The 18,899-nt window shown below is 68.3% G+C and carries 24 protein-coding genes and 1 tRNA gene; 7 read left to right on the top strand and 18 right to left on the bottom strand.

Going from position 1 to position 18,899, the window contains the following annotated elements:
- Positions 1-5 precede the first annotated feature (5 nt).
- Positions 6-464 carry a cupin domain-containing protein gene (locus B0293_RS13815; protein ID WP_143254563.1) on the bottom strand — a complete coding sequence of 153 codons (459 nt, stop codon included), beginning with the start codon at positions 462-464 and terminating at the stop codon, positions 6-8.
- 79 nt (positions 465-543) lie between these two features.
- On the opposite strand from B0293_RS13815, the gene B0293_RS13810 reads away from it, so the two are divergent.
- Entirely contained in the window at positions 544-993 is a 450-nt protein-coding gene (locus tag B0293_RS13810; RefSeq protein ID WP_245192095.1) for a MarR family winged helix-turn-helix transcriptional regulator, read from the top strand.
- A gap of 90 nt (positions 994-1,083) precedes the next feature.
- Here B0293_RS13810 and B0293_RS13805 read toward each other — a convergent pair whose 3' ends face one another.
- The gene (locus B0293_RS13805) at positions 1,084-2,298 is read right to left on the bottom strand and encodes a cytochrome P450 (RefSeq protein WP_005165806.1); all 1,215 of its coding nucleotides are present in this window, start codon (positions 2,296-2,298) and stop codon (positions 1,084-1,086) included.
- 122 nt (positions 2,299-2,420) lie between these two features.
- Between B0293_RS13805 and B0293_RS13800 the strand changes: the two genes are divergently transcribed.
- From B0293_RS13800 to B0293_RS13790, 3 genes are all read left to right on the top strand, one after another.
- The gene (locus B0293_RS13800) at positions 2,421-2,774 is read left to right on the top strand and encodes a VOC family protein (protein WP_005165808.1); all 354 of its coding nucleotides are present in this window, start codon (positions 2,421-2,423) and stop codon (positions 2,772-2,774) included.
- 71 nt (positions 2,775-2,845) lie between these two features.
- A complete protein-coding gene (locus B0293_RS13795; RefSeq protein WP_005165810.1) occupies positions 2,846-3,538 on the top strand; it encodes a FadR/GntR family transcriptional regulator in 693 nt (230 codons plus the stop codon).
- A complete protein-coding gene (locus B0293_RS13790; RefSeq protein ID WP_005165812.1) occupies positions 3,535-4,758 on the top strand; it encodes a CynX/NimT family MFS transporter in 1,224 nt (407 codons plus the stop codon). Before B0293_RS13795 ends, B0293_RS13790 begins: the two co-directional genes overlap by 4 nt.
- Here the strand turns inward: B0293_RS13790 and B0293_RS13785 are convergent.
- From B0293_RS13785 to B0293_RS13745, 10 genes are all read right to left on the bottom strand, one after another.
- Entirely contained in the window at positions 4,736-6,763 is a 2,028-nt protein-coding gene (locus B0293_RS13785) for an FGLLP motif-containing membrane protein (RefSeq protein WP_005165814.1), read from the bottom strand. The genes B0293_RS13790 and B0293_RS13785 overlap by 23 nt on opposite strands.
- Before the next feature lie 6 nt (positions 6,764-6,769).
- On the bottom strand, positions 6,770-7,300 hold the full coding sequence (locus B0293_RS13780) for a hypothetical protein (RefSeq protein ID WP_005165817.1): 531 nt from the start codon (positions 7,298-7,300) through the stop codon (positions 6,770-6,772).
- A 104-nt stretch (positions 7,301-7,404) separates the two neighbouring features.
- Positions 7,405-8,298, bottom strand: a complete 894-nt coding sequence (locus tag B0293_RS13775) for a LysR family transcriptional regulator (protein ID WP_005165819.1) — start codon at positions 8,296-8,298, stop codon at positions 7,405-7,407.
- 218 nt (positions 8,299-8,516) lie between these two features.
- Positions 8,517-9,083: a dihydrofolate reductase family protein gene (locus B0293_RS13770; RefSeq protein ID WP_005165820.1), complete on the bottom strand. Its 567-nt coding sequence runs from the start codon at positions 9,081-9,083 to the stop codon at positions 8,517-8,519.
- A 94-nt stretch (positions 9,084-9,177) separates the two neighbouring features.
- Positions 9,178-9,774 carry a DUF3558 domain-containing protein gene (locus B0293_RS13765; protein ID WP_005165821.1) on the bottom strand — a complete coding sequence of 199 codons (597 nt, stop codon included), beginning with the start codon at positions 9,772-9,774 and terminating at the stop codon, positions 9,178-9,180.
- Positions 9,771-9,935: a hypothetical protein gene (locus tag B0293_RS44240; RefSeq protein WP_005165822.1), complete on the bottom strand. Its 165-nt coding sequence runs from the start codon at positions 9,933-9,935 to the stop codon at positions 9,771-9,773. Before B0293_RS44240 ends, B0293_RS13765 begins: the two co-directional genes overlap by 4 nt.
- Positions 9,932-10,501: a hypothetical protein gene (locus B0293_RS13760; protein WP_005165823.1), complete on the bottom strand. Its 570-nt coding sequence runs from the start codon at positions 10,499-10,501 to the stop codon at positions 9,932-9,934. The genes B0293_RS44240 and B0293_RS13760 overlap by 4 nt, the downstream gene beginning before the upstream one ends.
- A complete protein-coding gene (locus B0293_RS13755; RefSeq protein ID WP_005165824.1) occupies positions 10,498-10,881 on the bottom strand; it encodes a hypothetical protein in 384 nt (127 codons plus the stop codon). Before B0293_RS13755 ends, B0293_RS13760 begins: the two co-directional genes overlap by 4 nt.
- Complete coding sequence (locus tag B0293_RS13750) at positions 10,878-11,189, bottom strand: hypothetical protein (RefSeq protein WP_005165825.1); 312 nt, start codon at positions 11,187-11,189, stop codon at positions 10,878-10,880. Before B0293_RS13750 ends, B0293_RS13755 begins: the two co-directional genes overlap by 4 nt.
- A complete protein-coding gene (locus B0293_RS13745; protein ID WP_143254562.1) occupies positions 11,186-11,638 on the bottom strand; it encodes a YbaB/EbfC family nucleoid-associated protein in 453 nt (150 codons plus the stop codon). The genes B0293_RS13750 and B0293_RS13745 overlap by 4 nt, the downstream gene beginning before the upstream one ends.
- Positions 11,639-11,886: 248 nt before the next feature.
- Between B0293_RS13745 and B0293_RS13740 the strand changes: the two genes are divergently transcribed.
- Complete coding sequence (locus tag B0293_RS13740) at positions 11,887-12,249, top strand: PASTA domain-containing protein (protein ID WP_077241307.1); 363 nt, start codon at positions 11,887-11,889, stop codon at positions 12,247-12,249.
- Positions 12,250-12,445: 196 nt separating this feature from the next.
- On the opposite strand, the gene B0293_RS13735 is transcribed toward B0293_RS13740, so the two are convergent.
- Together B0293_RS13735 and B0293_RS13730 are read right to left on the bottom strand one after the other, a co-directional pair.
- Positions 12,446-12,952 (bottom strand): O-acetyl-ADP-ribose deacetylase, encoded by a 507-nt coding sequence (locus tag B0293_RS13735; RefSeq protein ID WP_039919477.1) that lies wholly within the window; start codon positions 12,950-12,952, stop codon positions 12,446-12,448.
- Between the two features lie 614 nt (positions 12,953-13,566).
- Positions 13,567-13,639: transfer RNA gene (locus tag B0293_RS13730), tRNA-Asn, on the bottom strand.
- A 163-nt stretch (positions 13,640-13,802) separates the two neighbouring features.
- Here B0293_RS13730 and B0293_RS13725 point away from each other — a divergent pair.
- Positions 13,803-13,982, top strand: a complete 180-nt coding sequence (locus B0293_RS13725; protein ID WP_005165833.1) for a hypothetical protein — start codon at positions 13,803-13,805, stop codon at positions 13,980-13,982.
- 52 nt (positions 13,983-14,034) lie between these two features.
- Here B0293_RS13725 and B0293_RS13720 read toward each other — a convergent pair whose 3' ends face one another.
- Genes B0293_RS13720 through dnaG form a run of 3 tightly spaced genes read right to left on the bottom strand, consistent with a single transcriptional unit; the run spans position 14,035 to position 17,252 of the window.
- Positions 14,035-14,799 carry a trans-aconitate 2-methyltransferase gene (locus B0293_RS13720; RefSeq protein WP_005165834.1) on the bottom strand — a complete coding sequence of 255 codons (765 nt, stop codon included), beginning with the start codon at positions 14,797-14,799 and terminating at the stop codon, positions 14,035-14,037.
- A gap of 33 nt (positions 14,800-14,832) precedes the next feature.
- Positions 14,833-15,345, bottom strand: coding sequence for a hypothetical protein (locus B0293_RS13715; protein WP_005165836.1), 513 nt, complete (start codon positions 15,343-15,345; stop codon positions 14,833-14,835).
- Positions 15,346-15,347: 2 nt separating this feature from the next.
- Complete coding sequence (dnaG, locus tag B0293_RS13710) at positions 15,348-17,252, bottom strand: DNA primase (protein ID WP_039919479.1); 1,905 nt, start codon at positions 17,250-17,252, stop codon at positions 15,348-15,350.
- A 45-nt stretch (positions 17,253-17,297) separates the two neighbouring features.
- Here dnaG and B0293_RS13705 point away from each other — a divergent pair, with 45 nt between their 5' ends.
- The gene (locus B0293_RS13705; protein ID WP_039919480.1) at positions 17,298-18,236 is read left to right on the top strand and encodes a sigma-70 family RNA polymerase sigma factor; all 939 of its coding nucleotides are present in this window, start codon (positions 17,298-17,300) and stop codon (positions 18,234-18,236) included.
- 4 nt (positions 18,237-18,240) lie between these two features.
- On the opposite strand, the gene B0293_RS13700 is transcribed toward B0293_RS13705, so the two are convergent.
- A complete protein-coding gene (locus B0293_RS13700; RefSeq protein ID WP_005165843.1) occupies positions 18,241-18,807 on the bottom strand; it encodes a carboxymuconolactone decarboxylase family protein in 567 nt (188 codons plus the stop codon).
- Between the last annotated feature and the right edge of the window lie 92 nt (positions 18,808-18,899).

Raw genomic sequence — 18,899 nt, 5'->3', positions numbered from 1 at the left:
GCCGGTCACTCCCATTCCGGCGCGTCGACGAAGTGGACGTCGTACCGTTCGTGAATGCGCTCGATCTCTTCCGGCGCGACGTTTCCGCGCAGGATCTCCGGCAGGACACGGAAATAGTCGAACCGTTCGACGCCGGGCGCCAACGTGATGAGGACGTCCGCGGCGATGTCCGACGGCGCGGCGAAGGCGTGCCGGACACCCGGCGGGACCACCACGTAACCGCCTCGCTCCACCGTGACCGTCTCGGTGCCGACCAACATCCGCAGCGCCCCGTCGAGCACGTAAAAGGCCTCCGCGGATTTCTTGTGATAGTGCGGTTTCGTGCCGGGTTCCCCGGCGGGTAAGGAAAGCCGGTTCGCGCCGAGGAATCCGCCGGTGTGCTCGCCGTCGGCCAGCAACCACAACGCGGGCTTCTCGACGACCTCCGCGTCCTTCTCCTGAATCACCCAGGCTTCGTTCGTCATCACGATCCCCATCTAGTTGAAGTCTTCAACCAAAGCTAGACCGAAGTGGTTGAAGGCGTCAACTGTTACCGTGGGCACCGTGACCAACTGGCTCGACACCGACCAGCAGCGCGACTGGCGTGCGTTCATCGAAGGATCCGTCCGGTTCGTCGACCTGCTCGACCGGCGGCTGCGCGAGCAGCACGGGCTTTCCCTGGCGGAGTACGAACTCCTGGTGCGGCTGTCCGAAGCCACCGGCGGCTCGATGCGCATGGCGGACCTCGCGAAATCGGCGTACTACTCGCGGAGCCGGCTCTCGCATCGCGTCAACGGGCTGGAGGTCCGCGGCCTGGTCCAGCGGGAAACGACCACCGACGACGGTCGAGGCGTGCGCGCACGGCTCACCGACGAGGGGCACGAGACCCTGCGCCGTGCGGCGCCGGACAACCTCCGCACCGTCCGCGAGCACTTCGTCGACGCGATCGAGCCGGAGGACCTGAAGGCGGTCGGGCGTGCCATGCGCGCCGTCTCCGAAACCCTGGACTCGTGAGCGGTAAGGACCATCCTGGTTCCCAATGTCGCATTTGAGTCGCTGAGCGTCTCGAATGCGACATTGGGAACGTCGCCGCCCTCCTCCGTATCACCAGGTGACGGGCAGCTCCCGCACCGTGTAGAAGATCGCGTTCTCGTCGAACTCCAAGTCACTCAACGGTTTCGCCAATGTCAGCGTCGGTACGCGCCGGAAAAGCGTGCCGTAGACGACCTGAAGCTCCACCCGCGCCAGCGGAGCGCCCAGGCACAGATGCTTGCCGTAGCCGAAAGCGAGATGGTGCCGGGTCTTGCGGTGGACGTCGAGGGTGCCGGGGTCCGGGAAGACGGCGTGGTCCCGGTTCGCAGTGCTCTTCACCGCGATGATGCCCTCGCCGGCGCGGATGAGCCGGCCGCCGATCTCCAGGTCTTCCCGCGCGACACGGCGGGCTTCGGTATGGGTGACCGACAGGTGGCGCAGGAGTTCTTCCACGGCGTTGGCCACCACCGCGGGATCTCCGCTGTCCCGAACGGCATGGAGCTGCTCCGGATGGGCCAGGAGCGCGATCGTGCCCAAGGTGATCATGCTCGCGGTCGTGTCGTGCCCGGCGACCAGGAGCAGCTGGCCCAGCATCGCGATCTCGCGTGAGGTCATCGCGCCGGTCCGGAATTGCCCGACGGTCAAGGCGCTGATCAGGTCTTCGCCGGGGTCGGCGCCCCGCTCCAGCACCAGGTTCTCCAGGTAGGTGTTCAGTTCTTCGCTGGCGGCCATGGCTTTTCGGGGATCGCCTTCGTCCATGACGAGCGTGCGCGCCACGCCCTGGAAGTAGGCGCGGTCGGCGTAGGGCACGCCCAGCAGTTCGCAGATCACCCGCGACGGGGCCGGGAGCGCGAACGCCTCGACCAGATCGACCGGCCGGGGACCGGCGAGCATCTCGTCGACGAGGTCGTCGACGATCCGCTGGATCCGGGGCCGCAGGACCTCCATCTTCTTGACCGTGAACTCCGGCGTCAGCAGCCGTCGCTGGGCGGCGTGTTCCGGCGCGTCCATCTGCATCAGCGTTTTCATCCGGGTGTCGCGGGCCTTGCTCACCGGGTTGGTGTGCGGAAAGGCGGGTTGCGTGGCATCGACGCTGACGCGCGGGTCGGCCAGCACCGCACGCACGTCTTCGTGCCGCGTGACCAGCCACGGCGTACTGCCGTCCCACAACCTCACCCGTGACACCGGATCGAGTTCGGCCAGCCTGGTCAGTTCCGGCGCCGGCGCGAGCGGACATCCCGCCGCCCGAGCCATCGGAAACTGCGGCGCCGCTTTGTCTTCGGTCATGGAATCCTCCCGGTGTCGACCATGTGTACGTCCGCAGCATGTCGGCGCCGGGAACCCCGGTAATCGGACAAATAGGATGTGATATGCGTCATATTCGAAGCCCGCGGCCAAGGATCGCCGTCGTGGTGGTGGACTGCCCCGACCCGCAGGCCCTCGCACCTTTCTACGAGGCGCTCCTGGGCGTGAGCCGGACCAAGGACAGCGCCGACCACGTGAACCTCGCACTGGGCGACGGGCAGCCGGACCTCGCACTTCATCGCACCGACCACCACGTCCGCCCGGACTGGCTCCGGGGCGAGCCCGCGCAGCAGCTGCACCTCGATCTGCTCGTGACCGATCTCGACGAAACCGAGCGGGAAGTGCTCGCCCTCGGCGGCACCCTCCTCGACGGTTCCGACAAGCCCATCGGCTACCGCGTGTACGCCGATCCGGTCGGACATCCGTTCTGCCTGGTCACCCCCGAAGGCCTCGGCTGACCGACCGCGGCCGCCACCCGAGGTCGCCCGCGTCACAGTAATTGTCAGACATTCGGTGTTAGGGTCGCCTTATGAACGAACTTCGTGCGCCGCGCCGGGTCGCGAGCCTGTCGGCGCAACTGGTGGACACCCTCCGCGAGAAGATCGCCTCCGGCGCTTGGCCGGTGGGGACCCGGATCCCGCCCGAACACGATCTGGTCGAGCAGCTCGGCGTCGGGCGCACGACGGTGCGCGAGGCGCTAGGCGCGTTGGTGCATCTGGGCTTGCTGGAAGCCCGGCGGGGCGACGGAACCTACGTCCGGGCGTCGAGCGAGATGCACTCGGTCCTGATGAGGCGCGCCACCACCTCCCGGCGAAGCGACGTGCTGGAACTGCGCGCGGTGCTCGAGGAGTACGCCTCGGGCCTGGCCGCTGTGCGGCGGACCGAAGAGGACCTCGTCCGCCTTCGACAGCTCCTCGACGAGGCCGAGACGACCGCCGTCTCCCAGGAGGTGACGCTCGCCGCGGAGGCCGACGTCCGCTTCCACCAAGCCGTGGTGAACGCGGGCGGGAATCCTTTGCTCACCGAGGTTTACGACGTCCTCGGCGCAGCGGTCGCCGAGCAGATCGGCGACACGTCCTGGTCCGGCGAGACCGCCGCGCAGCACGCCGATCTGCATCGGAGTCTCGTCGAGGCGATCGCGGCCCGCGACGAAGTCGGCGCACGTTACCGCGCCGCCGAAATCGTCAAGCTCACCGAGGCCGGAACGGAACGGCGGAAATGACCTCTCCCGTAACGACGAGAAGCGATCCGGCCCGGACCGCGCCCGCCCTTTCGGCCGGCCTCGTGATCGCGATCCTTTTGGTGGCGGCGAATCTGCGCGCGACCTTGACCGGAGTGGGCACCCTGCTGCCGTCCATCGAGCAGGACACCGGGCTGACGGCCTCGGCGAGCGGTGTCCTGAACACGGTGCCACTGCTCATGTTCGCGGTGACTTCACCCTTCGTCGGACGTGCTTCGCACCGGTTCGGCACCACCCGCCTCCTCGTGATCGCCCTCGCGGTGCTGGCGGCGGCCACCGTGCTCCGGTCCCTGCCGTCGCTCGTTTTCCTGTTCGCCGGAACCGTGATCCTCTCGGCCGCGATCGCGGTCGGGAACGTCCTGCTGCCGACGATGATCCGCACCCACGTACCCGGTCCGAAGGCGCACACCGTCAACGCCCTCTACGTCACCGCCATGGGTCTGGTCGCCGCCGTGTCGTCCGGGATTTCCGTGCCGCTCGCCAAAGTGCTCCCCGGAGGCTGGCGTTCCGCCCTCGCCTGGGGAGTGGTGATCGCCCTCGCCGCTCTTGTCGCGTGGCTTCCCCGGCTGCGCGAGGCCCGGCCGGACGATGGTGGCCGGCCTCGCGGGAAACACGCCCGGACGCCGTGGGGATCCTGGCTGGCGTGGCAGGTTTCCTTCTTCATGGGCCTGCAATCCCTCGTCTTCTACACCGCCATCGCCTGGCTGCCCAGCATCCTCGCCGACCAGGGTATGAGCACCGCGGCGGGCGGCTGGACGCTGTTCTTCTACCAGGTGGTCGGGCTGGTCACCGGGATGGCGCTGCCCTTGCTCACCCGGGGCCGCCACGATCAGCGCTTCACCGCGGCCGCGGCCTCGGTGGTCGTCGCCGTCGGCTTCGTGGTCCTGCTTCTCGTCCCGGCGCTCGCGCTCGTGGCGTGCACACTGCTCGGCTTGGGCACCGGCGCCTGCCTCGTGCTCGCCCTGAGCTTCCAAAGCCAGCGCGCCAGCGGACCCGGCGAAACCACGGCACTGGCCGGGATGGCCCAGTCCATCGGCTATCTCGTCGCGGCGACCGGGCCGATGCTGCTGGGTGTCCTGCACGAAGTCACCGGCAGCTGGACCGGCGCTCTCCTTCTCCTGATCGCGTTGAGCCTTCTCATGGCCGGTACCGGTTACGGAGCCGGGCGCGACCGTCTCGTCAGTGCTCGGACACCTTCTTGAGCCGGCGCAGGAGGAAACTCGCCAACCCCGCCGACACGAACAGGCAGGACGCCACGAGGACCTTCTCGCCGGAGGGGTCTTCGGCGAGGGTGGGATGCACGCTGTTGAGGACCACGTGGACGTAGAAGAAGACCGCGGGCACGTAAAGCGCCCACCACGCGACCTTGCTCCAGCTCTTCAGCGCGTAGCCGTCCAACGGCTTGATCGGGAGCAGCCCGAAGACGACGACCTGGACGCCCGCGGCGAGGACGACACAGATCGCGAAGGCGATCCCGTAGGCCGGCGACTTCGGGGCCGCTTCCCGTCCGGCGACGACCAGCGGACCGAGTGCCGCCCAGAGCCCGACGCAGGTCACGAGGACGGCGATCCCGCCGACCAAGGTCGCGCGTCCCTGGTCGCGTTTCTTCGCCTCCACGACGGCGAAGAAGGTGACGACCAGTCCGTAGACGTAAGGCACGGGCGAGTCCAGCAGGCGGGACAGGGTGGCCATCGCCGCGGCCACGAGGAACCCCAGCCAGACCGCCCGGAGGTGGCCGCGTCCGCGACTGGCGGCGAGCAGCGAATCCTTGGGTTTCTCGTAGGCGGCGACCACCAATGACAGCGAGACCGCACCAGCCGCCGCCTTCAGCGCGACGACGCCCCAGTCGAGGGTGCCTGCCTTGATCTCCGTGTCGGCCCAGACCAGCAGTCCCCCGCCGAGCACCGCGTAGCCGAGTGTCCGCGTCCACGCGTGGCCGCGAGGGGCCGCCGGCCCCAGCCGCTTCCGGATGCTCTTGGTCCGCAGCACTTCGATGACCTTGTTGACCAGATCCGCCGGGAACGCCGTCTCCAGCAACAGCACGATCGCGATGATCGCCGCCGTCTGCACCGCGCTCTCCGCGAGGGATCGCAGATCGGTCAGGACCTCGCTCAGGACGGGAATGAAGAGGATTCCGCGCCGTTCCGCCTGGGGCGGCTCGGGAGAAGGCGGCGGTGGAGGGCCGGGAGGCTCCGTCGTCTGCGGGATCGCGGTGGTGGAGCCAGGTTTCTGCTTCCAGGTCAGCTCGAAGGTCGTCAGTCCCGGTCCGGCCGGCAGCCTCATGGTGCCGGCCGCCCGGACGCTCCCGGCGCACCGGAACTCCACGGTGCGGACGCCCGCCGCGAGACCGTCCGGGATGAACGCGTGCAGGTCGATGAACTCCCAGCCGCCTCCGCCCTGCCCCTGCCGCGCTTCGTCGAGCCAGGTGTCCAGGCTCGTGCCGCCGACGATGATGGGGCTCGCCCGGCAATCCGCCGGATAGCCGTGCAGGTGGACGGTGACCTCGGGTCTGCCCGACGGCTGATCATCGGATCGGGACGGCGTGGGCACGGTTGTGGACGTGGCCGGCTTCGGCCGGACCACGATGGTGACGGTCGCGTCCGCCGCGTCGTTCTGCGGGTCCACCGCTCGATAGCCGAAGGAGTCCGTTCCGGTGAAGCCGATCGGCGGCGCGTAGTCGAACGAGCCGTCCCGCCGCAGGTCGACCCGCCCACCTCGCGCGGTGAAACCGTTGCGTGCCAGGCTTTCCGCCGTCAGCGGCTCCCCCTCGGGGTGGGTGTCCCCGGCCAGCACGCCGGGCGCCGGGACCTTCAGGAGCACGCCCGAGATCGCCTGGTAGCTGTCTTCATGCGGATGCGGGCCGAGCCGCACGCCCACGGACACGGTCGCCGTGTTGCTCCGGGTGCCCACCGTGTCGACGACCCGGTAACTCCAGCGGGCGGTCGTCGAAGATCCCTTGCGCCAACGAAACCCGACGGGACTGGTGGTCGGCTCCACCACGCCGTCCGTCGGACCGGACACCAGCTCGACCCCGCGGACCTGAGCGCCCCGCGGGGTGTCGTTGGCCAGGACGTCGACCGTGAACCAGCCGTCGATCGCCTGATTGCTGGAAAAGACGAAGCGGTCGTCCACCGCAGCGGGCGGCGCCGCGGCCAGGCTCAGGAAGGCGCCCAGCCCGGCGATCAGCAACGCCAGGGTGCGGTTCACGGCACGCTAGAAGGTCCAGATCCGGACGGTGAGGTCCCACCGTCCGCTGTTGTCGACGGTCCTGTCGTCGTTCTGCGCCAGCCATAGCCAGGTCTGCGGTCCGCGGTAGACCACGCATCCGCTGTCGGCCCCGACCGGGAACGCCGCTCCCGTCGAGTTGAAGAATCCGTAGAGACCGTACGACGGCGCCGAAATCCCGCCCCAGAACGTTCTCGTCCGCTCGGTCGGATGACCGGCCGGTGAGTACGACGGGCCCCACGGCCACGAGTCGATCTTGATCGAACCGGTCGCCCGGATGCGCACGACGTCCCCGTCCTGGAGGGGGATGCCGGGTCCGACGACCGTCCGGTCGCGGTAGCCGAAGCTCACCGGCTGACCGTTCAGGATGGTCAGGGCCGTGTCCCTGATCGCGCCGATCTGGTTGCCGCGGCACAACTGCTGGGACAGCGCCGTACCCGCGTGGGCGGGCACCGGCTGGAGCAGGGCGAGCGCGGCCACGGCTGCCGTGATCAGCATGGTGCGCCGGATTCCGGTCATGGTCGGTGGACTCCCGTCGTGCTGTCGTACTCGATGTCTTCGAGGATCGGCCAAGGCACCGGTCCGGGTCGAAGTCGTTGTGGCTATCCGGCGATCGGCCGTGGCTATGTCCGCAGCTCGGCCGTGACCCGGGCCGCCAGCTCGCAGAACAGGCGCGGCAGCGCGCGCCGGTCGTCCCGGCGGCGGGCGACACCGGTGGACGAGCACGGACCGTCCCGCAGCTCCACGGCGTGGAACCCGTGCACGGCGGCGGTCTTGACGTAGAGGTACGGAGCCGGGCAGACCACGCCGTTCAGCACGACGGACAACGCCAGCTCCGTCACGGTGGCGACCGGCTCGCCCACCGCCTTCGGATATTCCCCGTTGCGAGACCCGGGCAGCAGCCACCATCGCTTCATGGACTCGGGCACGGCGTCCCCGACGTTCGGCATCGGTTCGTCGAGTATTTCGGTGACGCCGACGGATTCGAGTTCCGCCAAGGGATGCCCGTCCGGAACCGCCAGGCCGCACGGCTCGTCGGCGATCGGCTCCCACAGCACCCGCTCGACGTCCACCGGCAGCCGCAGCAGCGCGACATCGACGTCGCCGTCGAGCAGCGGCCCCTCCGGGTCGGGCAGTGTGGTCTCCTGCCACGACAGCCGCACCTGCGGGTACACCGCGGAGAACGCGCTCGCGATCGGCACGTGCAGTGCACGCGGGATCGGCGGGGACCACCCGATCCGCAGTGTGTTCGGCTCCGCGCCCGCGCGCCGGGTCGCGCGGGCGGCCTCGTCCACCATCCGCAGCACGGCTTCGGCGTGCCCGTGAAAGACCTCTCCGGCTGCGGTCAGCCGGACTCCGTCCGGTGCCCGCAGGAACAAGGACACGCCGAGTTCTCTTTCCAGCGCACGGATCTGCTGGCTCAAGGTCGGTTGCGAGACGAACAGCATGTTCGCGGCCTTGGTGAACCCACCCTGCTCGGCGACGGCCGTGAAATACTTGAAATGACGCAGTTCCATGCTCCCGCCTCCCCTTCGAGCGCATTCACGATTCCGCATATCCGCCGCACACGGACACGGCCAGCAGGATGAAGCCCGGCAACAATGCGGTCACCCGGCGATGTCGGGCAGGACACCGATCCGGACGTATTCGCCGCGGCGCGGTCATTAACACCCAGTATCGGCAATTCGAAAGATCCGCACTACCGAGCGAAAGAGAACCTATTTCGTCGACAAGTTCAGCCTGCGGCGGGCCGGACACGGAAGCGCAGATGAGTCGCGATCCCCGCGACGGGTTCCCCCTGCGGGATCAACTCGCCCAGCCGCCCGGCGAACAGGCCGGTCCCCTGCCCCAGCACCACGGGGGCGAGGTGGAGATGGACCTCGTCGAGCAGGCCCGCGCCGAGCAGTTGCCCGGCGACGTCCGCGCCCATCACCAGCACGTCCTTGTCACCCGCGGCGTCCTTGGCACGCCGGACCGCGGCCTCCAGGCCGTCGAAGGCGAACGTGCCGCCGTTGTCGCCGAGGAGGTCTTCCCTGGTCCGGTGCGTGACAACGAAGGCCGGGACGCCGGGCCACGGTGTCCCGCCCCAGGGACGCAGGCCGAGGTCGAAAGTGCGCCGCCCGATGACGGTGGCCCCGACCATCGCGTTCACCTCTTCGAAGGCGCGAGCGTCGGGCCCGTCCCCGGCCATCCATTCGTGCAGCCGTTCACCGCCGTCGCCCATGGGCTCCTCGGCCCGGACGTTCGGTCCGGCGGTGAAGCCGTCCAGCGACATCGACACATCCAGCACCACCTTGCTCATCGCAAGGCCTCCTTCGCCTCCGAGGCGCCGCTGTCCGGCGCTTTCACGAAGGGGTCGGAGCCGATCCGGCCGTCTCGACATGCGGCGACCGCTTCTAACTGCGAAGGTTGTCGATGACGAACTCGGCGATCTTCTTGACCGCGCCGCAGGGATCGGCCTGCCAAGGACCGGCCTCGATCTTCCCCCATGTGTTGGCTTTGATGTGTACCAACGTGCTGTCATCGACACCGAGAACCAGCCTGCAAGCCAGAGGCCCCTTGTCCCGCCTGCTCGGAATGTTCGCTTCGACATCCACGATCACGGCCGGGTAGCCGTTGATCGTGACTTCTTCCCAGTGATTGCCAGTATCGCGGCCTATGACACGGTCCCTGTACAGCGTGCTGATGCTCGTCCTCAACGGCGGGAACCATGATGTGGTCACATCGACCGACGAACCGAACACGATCAGGCACTGGCCTTCCCGGGTCTGCTCATGCCTGCCGTCCCCGAAGCCGATGCTCTGCAACTGATCCACAGTGATCGCCGAACACGGATCGGCGATGAACTTGTTGCCGTTCAGCTGTGCGGGGATCGGCGGGACCGACACCGACGGTGCCGGTGGCCGGGGCGGCGGGCTCGTTCCGCAGCCGGCCAGCACCGCAAATCCGCCGACGATCAGCGTGGCGAGCCCTCGGATCAGTCGTCGGTTCACGAAGGATCCGCTCCTGGTTTGACCCGCCAGCGGCGAGGTTCCCCGACCACCTCGACACTCGTGCCGACATCCGGGATCTTGGGGAAGTTGGTTTCGACGACCGTGAACTCGAGGCTGCTCCCGACCAGCGCCCCGATGTCCGTGATCAGGCCGGAGATCAACTTGATGCACTCATTCCAGAACTTCTCGAAGGCCGAATTGACCGCGTCGAAGAAATCCTTGACCGCGAGTGGCGCCAGCGCGGTACCAGCGCGCTCCCGAGAAGAATCCCGACCTTACCGCCCAGCGCCGACAAGCTGACCGCACAGTTCCCCAGCGTGACCAAGAGATTCTTGTAGGTACTGATCACCGTCACAGCGACCGCGCTCATCGTTTTGGTCAGGCTCGTGATGGAGACCTGGCCCTTGTTCAAGCTGTCGACGACCATCCCGGAATACAGGGAGAACTGATCGTACGCGTCACCATGCCACGCAGCCGTCAACGACAGCTTGGCGTCGTTGACGATTTCGGCGACGTGCTTCAACTTGCTCTCCCTGGCAAACGCTTCGGCCAGCCTCAACGTCTTTTCCAGGTCGCCGGCGACGAACACGCGGAGCTTGTCGAGCAGTCCGATGATCCCGTTCGCGCCGATCAGATCCGCGTACTGCCGGATCTTCTGGTCCGCACCCTCCGGGTAGTTCATGGTGGCGAGGTCCGCGGCGGCCTGGCCAGGATCGGGTGTGGTCACTTGATCTCACCCTCCAGCTTCTTCATCCGCTCATACGCCTCCTGATCGAGCTGCTCGTAATGGTTCGCGGCCTTGCCCAAGGCCGCGCTCAACACGGCGAGCTGGGTCGAATTCTCGGCCGTGATCCGCCGAATCGTGTCGATGGCCGCGTTGTACCGGTCCACCGTCCCCGTGCCGTTGAGCCCGGGCATCAGCCTCGTCGCGGTACCCGGCAAACCGAGGTCGTACGGGCCGAGCGCGACATCCGCCAGATTCACCACCGCGAAGGTCTGCAGCAGGCCCGCCGCGTCCGCGATGGCGTCGGCCGCGGCCCGCAGTTTCTCCGGATAGACGTGATAGCCCTTGCCGGGCCCAGGGTCGAACGGATCCGGAAGACTCATACCAGCCGCTCCTCGTTTTGGACCGCCGCGATCGCCGCGTCATACCTCCGGACCGCGGCCTCCTCAGCCCGCTGAATCCCCAGCAACAGCTGACGAGACAGACTCGACGCGCTGTAGTCCTTCATCGCGGCCACGTCCACCGACACATCGACCAGTTCACCGGCGCCGGTCACGGTCACCGACCCCAACTCGCCCGGCAACGTCCACGTGACACGATCGCGCGCCGCACCCGCCGCAGCCTGCTCCACCGCAGCCGCTGACGCGTCGATCTCTTTCGCCAGGTGATACAGCTCGTTCTCGTAGCTCACCAGCGATCCCGCCCCTCGTCCTCCACGTCATCGCCCAGGAAGTCGAGCTGATCGAAACTCTCCTCTTCGACTTCAGGTCGCGTTCGGCGCGGCTCGGCCACCGTCGCAGTTCGGGAAGCAGGTGATGGCGCGCTGTCATTCTGCTGCGCGACCACTGATCCAGGGGTGTGCTCGGGCACCCACTCCTGGTCCTTGTCCACCACTGCGCGCATCTTGGCGGCGCTGACCTGAGCGGCCGCACGCCGGGCCGCGGACACCGCCTCCAGCACCGCCGGTCCCAGCCGCTGTGGATGAGAACTCCGGATCACGTGATCCGCGATCGTCAGGTCCACCAGCTTGCCCTGACCGGTCACCACCGCCGACGCGACACCGTCGGCAGATCGACCGGTGTACCGGGCCTGCTCCAGCTCGGCATCAAGCTCACCTGCCTGCTGCAGCAACTTGGCCACATTCAATGACACGTCGGCTCGCCCTCCCCGTCGCCCGACATCTCCCCTGCTGGCCGCCCCTCCGGCCCGACCGCGTCACCCTCGATCAACACACGAGCGTAACCGGCCGAGTGGCCAGCGTAGTCGAACTCTCATGCCATGTCCCGTTATTCCCCTCACCCGGCCGAAAAGTCCAGAACGGGTGTCAGGTGAGGCGAAAGTGGCTCGCAAAAGGTCGAGAGCGCGCCCCAATGCGCCATACTTCGTCCATGGGTGGGCACCGCCATGCGGACCTCGTCGTCGTTCCGGACGTCGTGGGAATGACGGTCAGCGACGCTCGCCAGGTCGCGTCCGAGGCTGGAGTGGCCCTGGCGCAGCCAGACCCGGACGGCCCTCCGCTGGGCGCCCTGACCTGGCCTGGCGTGTGGGTGATCACCGAGCAGGACCCGCCGGCAGGCAACCACGTGTATCGCTGGGACAGCGTCAGAGTGCGTTTCCGCAGCGCCGGTCCCGGCGGAGCGGCCGGTGTACGAGAGCCTCGACGGCCTCTCCCGGACCCGGACGTGCTCTCCGCCGAAAAAGATCCGGAGGAGACGACCGACGACGTCAGTAAGGACAGCGCACCCGAGTGATGAATACGAGAATCGGACTTCAAATCAAAGTCGGCTGACGATTTGGTTGAAACCAACAGCCATTTCAGGAGTCCTTGGAACGGAATCGGTTCGGGCGGCACTCGGGGCACACCAGCTCAAGCAGTCTGACCGCGGGTCCCCACCGGGATAGAAGGCTTCGCCGAGCCCGGTACGTGGCCCGGACAGCGATCTCGGTCTATTGTCCTCGCAGTGCGGCCGTGAGGTGCTCGTAGGTGTCTTGATCAAACGCGACCAGCCGGATCCGCTGAACGTGAGTCGGCGTGGATCTGAGCGTCGCGACCGCGATGTGCGCCGCTTGGTCGGCGGGATATCCATATACGCCGGTGGCGATGGCGGGGAAGGCCAGGCTGCGCACGCCGAGCTCATCTGCGACCTGGACGCTTCGGCGGTAGCACGAGGCCAGGGTCTCTGCCTCGCCCTGGTCACCGCCTTCCCAGACTGGACCGACAGTGTGGATGACGTGGCGAACCGGCGGGTCGAGATCGAACGCCGACGTTGCCATCGCGTCGCCGGGCGGACACGGCCCGATGGCAGCACCCGCCTCGGCCAGCCGAGGTCCTGCCGCCCGGTGGACGACCCCATCGACTCCTCCACCACCGAGCAACGACTCGTTGGCAGCGGTCACCACAGCGTCCACGTTCTCTTCGGTGATATCGCCACGCGCTACCTCAATGAGAGCCATGACCGGATCATGTCATCGGCGCGGTGCGCACATTCCTCGACGCGGGCAGATCGCTGTTCGCCTATCGTGAACCAACCTGGCCCAAGCATGTCCGTCCACTATGGACAGTAACCCTTTCGCGTGTCAGCCCGCGCTCGCCTGGTGGACCGCCGTCGCGGAGCTCTGGTCACTACAGTCCCGCGTGACCGGTCCGGTTACGAAGGGGTGTGTGGAAATAGGGACGTTCACCGTCTCTATTTCCACACACCCCTCACTCTGATCTTCGACGCCCCCTTCGAAGCGGTGGCGATGATCGCCGGGGACGGCTGGGTCATGGCGGTCTGGGACATCGTCGGCATCAGGGGAAGAACCGCGACTACGACCACGCCACCGGATTCCACCGCTGAACCTGGACCTGAGCAGGCTCGGCGCGGTCCGCGAGTTCGCGCTCCGGACGGCGACCAAGGGGCAGGACCCGATACTGGCCGAGATGGCAAAGGAAGTACGGGCAGGCAAGATGACGCTGCGCGACGCCGGGACACCGGGACACCAAACCGGAGCGCTCAGCGCGAGGTGCATCGTCCCTCGTACCCCAGAAACGAAGAAGGCCCAGGTCAGATGACCTAGGCCTTGTGCTCCCCCGCTTGGACTCGAACCAAGAACCCTCCGGTTAACAGCCGAATGCTCTGCCAGTTGAGCTACAGGGGATTGTGCTCCGTACCAGCCGGATCGCTCCGACCGATGAGAGAACTTTAGCCCATGCCCTCGGATGCCCGCGCACCCACCCCCCACTTTCGACGTCACCTCGTCAAGCTCGCGTTTTGAGGGACAATGACAGTCGGAGCAAGATCGAACGGAGGCGTGGACTCGGATGAAGATGTTCCTGCTGGGTGCGGCCGCGGGCTACGTGTTGGGCGCGAAGGCCGGCCGGGGACGGTACGAGCAGATCGTGCGGACGTACCGCAAGGTCGCTGACCACCCCATGGTGCAGGGCGCCGCCGGGGTCGCTCGCGCCAAGGTCGGCGAGAGGTTCGGACGGTCTCAGCGCTGACCCCGCTCACGACAAGCCGAAAGGGCCCTCCACCTGCACGTGGAGGGCCTTTTCACGGTACGACGGCGACCACGAAGACGCGCCGGAACTCGAACCACGTGGTCCCGTCGGGCCGCGACGGGTAGGCCTTGTCCAGTTCGCGGGCGACCTGCGCGCGGAAGTGGTCCCAGTCGGCGCCGGGGAGGGCTTCCTTGACCGGCCGCAGCGACGTGCCGGTGATCCATTCGAGTACGGCGTCCTCGCCGGTCAGCCGTTGGAGATAAGTCGTCTCCCAGGCGTCGACGGCACAGCCCGCGTCGGCGAGGAGGTTCCCGTAGCCGAGCGGGCTGTCGACGGCCTCGTTCTCCCGCAAGACGACGTCGGCCAGGCGCGGAGCCCATTCCTTGGTGCGCGCGAGGGCGCGGACCAGGGCGTGCGACGGCGCGTCGAAGTTGCCGGGGACTTGGAACGCGAGCGTCGCCCCAGACGGCAGGAGGTCCACCCAGCGACGAAGCAGGACACGATGTTCCGGGACCCACTGGAGCACGGCGTTCGAGATGACGACGTCGGTGTCCGGTTCGGGCTCCCAGTCGTTGACGTCGAGGACTCGCGCGTCGACGCCCCGCGAGCGGGCGGCCTCGACCATTTCGGGTGAACTGTCACTGGCTTCGATGATCGCGTCCGGCCAGCGTTCCGCCAGGTCGGCGGTCAGGTTGCCGGGGCCACAACCGAGGTCGGCGACCCGGCGCGGCTTCTCGGCCGGTATCCGCCCGACGAGGTCGTAGAACGGCCGGGCCCGCAGGTCGGCGTAGTCGAGGTACTTGACCGGATCCCACATGGCGCCTCCCAGCGATACAGTACGAGCGTACTGCTAGCCGCGCGGCTTGGCCAGTTTCTCCGCCGCTTCCTCGGCGATCGCCTTGATCACGTCGACGTCCGTGCCCGGATCGGGCCGCACCTGCAACACCGTGCCGTCCTGGCCGGGGACCTTGCGCTCGACGAACCACGCTCCCCCGGTTTCGAGGTCCTTGCGGTGCCGTCCCCGGATCGAGCCATCGACGCGCTGCCGCAGCAGGATCGGGACCTTGCCCGGCCGGGTGAGCCGGAACCGGATCGGGGTCTTGTCGGCCAGCAGGACGGCCTTCCCCGCGGTCCCGGCCTCCTCGGACTCGGTCAGGGTGAGCACGCCGTCGGACCAGGCGGCCTTGCCGACCAGATGCCAGCCGACCCGCCGCGGGCCCGGGATCCACAGGCCCAGCGCCGTGACCAGCAGGTATCCGCCGCCTTCGACCGCCGCGCCGCCGACGACGTGCTCGCCGTCGTCCAGCGTGCCGTCGAAATCCGCCGGGACACGCTCACCCAGCAGGTGACGCAGCCAGCCCATGCTCAGTCCAATCCGCCGATGGCCTGTTCCTTCAGCGCCTTCCGGTACTGCTCGAGCGCGACGAGGTCGCCGAACAGCGCGCGGTAGTCGTCCGGCGCCTCGACCGGGGACAGCCGCTGGAGCTTCGACTTGATCTCGTTGATCTGGCGGCCGACCAGGCTTTCCTGCACCGCCGCGAGCTGCGCGGAGATGTAGCGCGAGTCGACCTCGCCCTTGGCGCGCAGGGGTTCCACCGACAGTTCGCTGAGCACCCGCCGCACCGTCCCCTGCGGACAGTGCGGGGCGGCCGCGTCGAGCAGGGCGGGCCCGGTCAGCCCGGAACCCGCTCCCCCGGCCGACAGCAACGCCTTGTGGATGGCGATGTAAACCGGATGGGTGAACGCGTCCTCGGGGAGCGCGTCGTACTCGGTCCCGGCGAGCATCGGCTGTTGCAGCGCCGCCTTGAGCGCCTCGCGCTGCGCGATGAACCGCGGATCGCCGGGCGCGGGCCTCGGCAGGTCCTCCTCGGCGGTGGCGGTGGCCGCCGGGGCGGGCCGCCGGGCTTCGACGGTGGCGCTGCGTTTCGCCGTGGCCCCCGCGCTGCCGCGGACCCGGTTCACCACCTGGGCCGCGTCCTGCCAGCCGACCCACCAGGCGAGTTTCGACGCGTAGCCGTCGCGGCTGGCGCGGTCCTTGATCCCGGCGACCATCGGCACGGTCTTCTGCAACGCCGCGACCTGACCGTCGACGGAGTCGAGGTCGAAGGCCTTGAGCATGCTCTTGATCGCGAACTCGAACAGCGGGATCCGCCGCGCGACCAGGTCGCGCACCGCGGTGTCGCCCTTCGCCAGCCGGAGTTCGCAGGGGTCCATGCCGTCGGGGGCGACCGCGATGTAGGTCTGCCCGGCGAACGTCTGGTCACCCTCGAAAGCCTTCAACGCCGCCTTCTGACCGGCTTCGTCACCGTCGAAGGTGAAGATCACTTCGCCGCGGAAGGCGTCGTCGTCCATCATCAGCCGCCGGAGGACCTTCATGTGGTCCTCGCCGAACGCCGTCCCCGACGACGCGACGGCCGTCGGGACCCCGGCGGCGTGCATCGCCATCACGTCGGTGTAGCCCTCGACCACGACGACCTGGTGCCGCTTCGCGATCTCACGTTTGGCCAGGTCGAGGCCGAACATCACCTGCGACTTCTTGTAGATCGGCGATTCCGCGGTGTTCAGGTACTTCGCCGAGACGCGGTCGTCGTCGTACAGGCGCCGCGCGCCGAACCCGACGACCTCGTTGCCGACGTCGCGGATGGGCCAGAGCAGGCGCCGGTTGAACCGGTCCATCGGCCCGCGCTGCCCTTCCTTCGCGAGCCCGGCCGTGAGCAGTTCCTTGACCTCGAACCCGCGGTTGAGCAGATGCTTCGTGAGCTTGTCCCAGCCCGCCGGGGCGTACCCACAGCCGAACGTCTGCGCGGCGGCGGCGTCGAAACCCCGTTCGGAGAGGAAGTCCCGGGCCGCGCGCGCGTCCGGGGTGAGCAGCTGCTCGGCGTAGAACTCCTGGGCCGCGCGGTGGGCTTCGATCAGCCGGGCGCGGGTGCCGCGATCGCGCTGGACGCTTCCGCCGCCGCCTTCGTAGGTCAGCCGGAAGCCCGCGCGGTCCGCGAGCCGCTCGACGGCCTCGACGAACGAGATCAGGTCCATCTTCTGGATGAACTTGATCACGTCACCGCCCTCGCCACAGCCGAAGCAGTGGAAGGTGCCGTGGGTGGGGCGCACATTGAACGACGGGGTCTTCTCGTTGTGGAACGGGCAAAGCCCCTTCAGGCTGCCGCCGCCGGCGCTGCGCAGCGCCACGTAATCACCGATGACCTCGTCGATCCGGTTGCGCTCGCGCACCTCCGCGATGTCGCTCTCCCGAATCCGTCCTGCCACGCTCATCACTCTAGTTGCCGCTCGCGGAGCGCTGTGCGGCACACTCGGGGAATGAGCACCGCCCTGGACGAACTCGCCGGGAACTTCGCCGCGTTGCGCCCCCATCTGGTGTCGGTCGCCTACCGGCTCACCGGCACGCTCGCCGACGCCGAGGACGCGGTCCAGGAGTCGTGGCTGCGGCTGAGCGGCCTCGACGAGCGCCGCCGCGCGGCCATCGAGGACCACAAGGGCTGGCTGACCACCGTCGTCAGCCGGATCTGCCTCGACCGGTTGCGCTCGGCGGTGGTGCGCCGCGAGCGGTACGTCGGCGAGTGGCTGCCCGAGCCGGTGCTCGGCCCGCTGGGCACGCCGTCGTCGGAGGACCCGCTGACCATCGCGGTCCGCGACGACGGCATGCGGATGGCGGCGATGGTGGTCCTCGACCGGCTGACCGCCGAGCAGCGCGTCGCGTTCGTCCTGCACGACGCGTTTTCGGTGCCGTTCGGCGAGATCGCCGAGATCCTGGGCTGCACGGTCGAGGCCGCGCGCCAGCACGGTTCCCGCGGCCGCCGCGCCGTCGCCGACGCCGACCCGCCGCCCCGGACGGCGCTCGCCGAGCAGCAGCAGATCATCGAGAAGTTCATGACCGCGATGCTCACCGGCGACATCCAGGCGGTGGCCGAGGTGCTGCATCCGGACGTCGTCCTCGTCGGGGACGGCGGCGGCAAGGCGCGCACGGCGGTCCACACGGTCACCGGATTCGACAAGGTCACCCGGCTGTTCCAGGGGCTCATGCGGATGTACGACCCGGCAGGCATCGAGCAGGCGAGGCTCGCGCTGGTCAACGGCGACCTCGGGCTCTACATCCCGCCGCAGGCCGCTTCGGAGGGGTACCGGGCGCTCGACGAGCACGTCGACGCCTTCGTCATCCGCGACGGGAAGATCGTGGAGATCTACGACGTCGCGAACCCGGACAAGCTCACCACCGCCCGGGCCCGCGTCGGCGCTTGACGGATCAGGGAAGCGGGATCTTGCACGCGTCGCCCGAGGTGAAGCCCTGGGCGGTGATGTCGAGCGCGCTGTTCATCCGGGCACGCATGTTCTCGAGCCCGATCTGGTAGGTCAGCTCGATGACACCCTTGCGACCGAACTCGCGTTCCAGCTCGGCGACCTGTTCGTCGGTGACGGTCACCGGGCTCGCGGTCATCGCGTCGGCGTACGCGAGCGCGAGCCGTTCCTGCGCGGTGAAGGCGGGCGACTTCGCGTAGTCGTCGATGGTCTTCAGCCGTTCGATGTCGAGGCCCTCGTGCAGTTGCAGCATGGTCCCGAAGTCGATGCACCACGAGCAGCCCAGCCGAGTCGCGACGCGGTACACGGCCAGCTCGCGCACGTTCGACGGCAGCGTCTTGCTGGCCTTCTCCGCCAGCATCTCGTGCACGCCGTTGGCCCGCAGCAGCGCCGGATGGTGCGCGTAGACGGCCATCGGCTCGGGCACGGCGCCGAACCGCTTCCCGGCGAACTTGTAGATGAACTTCAGCAGGAAGCCGGCTTCGGCGGTCTTGACGGCGGGAATACGCGGCATGGTGTCCTCCTCCTACGGTTGCGATCACCGGGTGGACGAGACGGCGGACGCGGACGTGACAGCCGCTCGCCGGTGACGTGAGCCACCCGGCC

The sequence above is a fragment of the Amycolatopsis azurea DSM 43854 genome (assembly GCF_001995215.1).
Lineage (GTDB): Bacteria > Actinomycetota > Actinomycetes > Mycobacteriales > Pseudonocardiaceae > Amycolatopsis > Amycolatopsis azurea.
The sequence above is the reverse complement of the archived record's forward strand: the minus strand, read 5'-3'. Positions and strand labels throughout refer to the sequence as shown.

Excerpts from the sequence above, each read along its gene's own strand:
- B0293_RS13815 (WP_143254563.1), bottom strand. The coding sequence starts at position 464 with ATGACGAACGAAGCCTGGGTGATTCAGGAGAAGGACGCGGAGGTCGTC.
- B0293_RS13805 (WP_005165806.1), bottom strand. The coding sequence starts at position 2,298 with ATGACCGAAGACAAAGCGGCGCCGCAGTTTCCGATGGCTCGGGCGGCG.
- B0293_RS13795 (WP_005165810.1), top strand. The coding sequence starts at position 2,846 with ATGAACGAACTTCGTGCGCCGCGCCGGGTCGCGAGCCTGTCGGCGCAA.
- B0293_RS13790 (WP_005165812.1), top strand. The coding sequence starts at position 3,535 with ATGACCTCTCCCGTAACGACGAGAAGCGATCCGGCCCGGACCGCGCCC.
- B0293_RS13780 (WP_005165817.1), bottom strand. The coding sequence starts at position 7,300 with ATGACCGGAATCCGGCGCACCATGCTGATCACGGCAGCCGTGGCCGCG.
- B0293_RS13775 (WP_005165819.1), bottom strand. The coding sequence starts at position 8,298 with ATGGAACTGCGTCATTTCAAGTATTTCACGGCCGTCGCCGAGCAGGGT.
- B0293_RS13770 (WP_005165820.1), bottom strand. The coding sequence starts at position 9,083 with ATGAGCAAGGTGGTGCTGGATGTGTCGATGTCGCTGGACGGCTTCACC.
- B0293_RS13755 (WP_005165824.1), bottom strand. The coding sequence starts at position 10,881 with ATGAGTCTTCCGGATCCGTTCGACCCTGGGCCCGGCAAGGGCTATCAC.
- B0293_RS13740 (WP_077241307.1), top strand. The coding sequence starts at position 11,887 with ATGGGTGGGCACCGCCATGCGGACCTCGTCGTCGTTCCGGACGTCGTG.
- B0293_RS13735 (WP_039919477.1), bottom strand. The coding sequence starts at position 12,952 with ATGGCTCTCATTGAGGTAGCGCGTGGCGATATCACCGAAGAGAACGTG.
- B0293_RS13725 (WP_005165833.1), top strand. The coding sequence starts at position 13,803 with ATGAAGATGTTCCTGCTGGGTGCGGCCGCGGGCTACGTGTTGGGCGCG.
- B0293_RS13720 (WP_005165834.1), bottom strand. The coding sequence starts at position 14,799 with ATGTGGGATCCGGTCAAGTACCTCGACTACGCCGACCTGCGGGCCCGG.
- B0293_RS13715 (WP_005165836.1), bottom strand. The coding sequence starts at position 15,345 with ATGGGCTGGCTGCGTCACCTGCTGGGTGAGCGTGTCCCGGCGGATTTC.
- dnaG (WP_039919479.1), bottom strand. The coding sequence starts at position 17,252 with ATGAGCGTGGCAGGACGGATTCGGGAGAGCGACATCGCGGAGGTGCGC.
- B0293_RS13705 (WP_039919480.1), top strand. The coding sequence starts at position 17,298 with ATGAGCACCGCCCTGGACGAACTCGCCGGGAACTTCGCCGCGTTGCGC.
- B0293_RS13700 (WP_005165843.1), bottom strand. The coding sequence starts at position 18,807 with ATGCCGCGTATTCCCGCCGTCAAGACCGCCGAAGCCGGCTTCCTGCTG.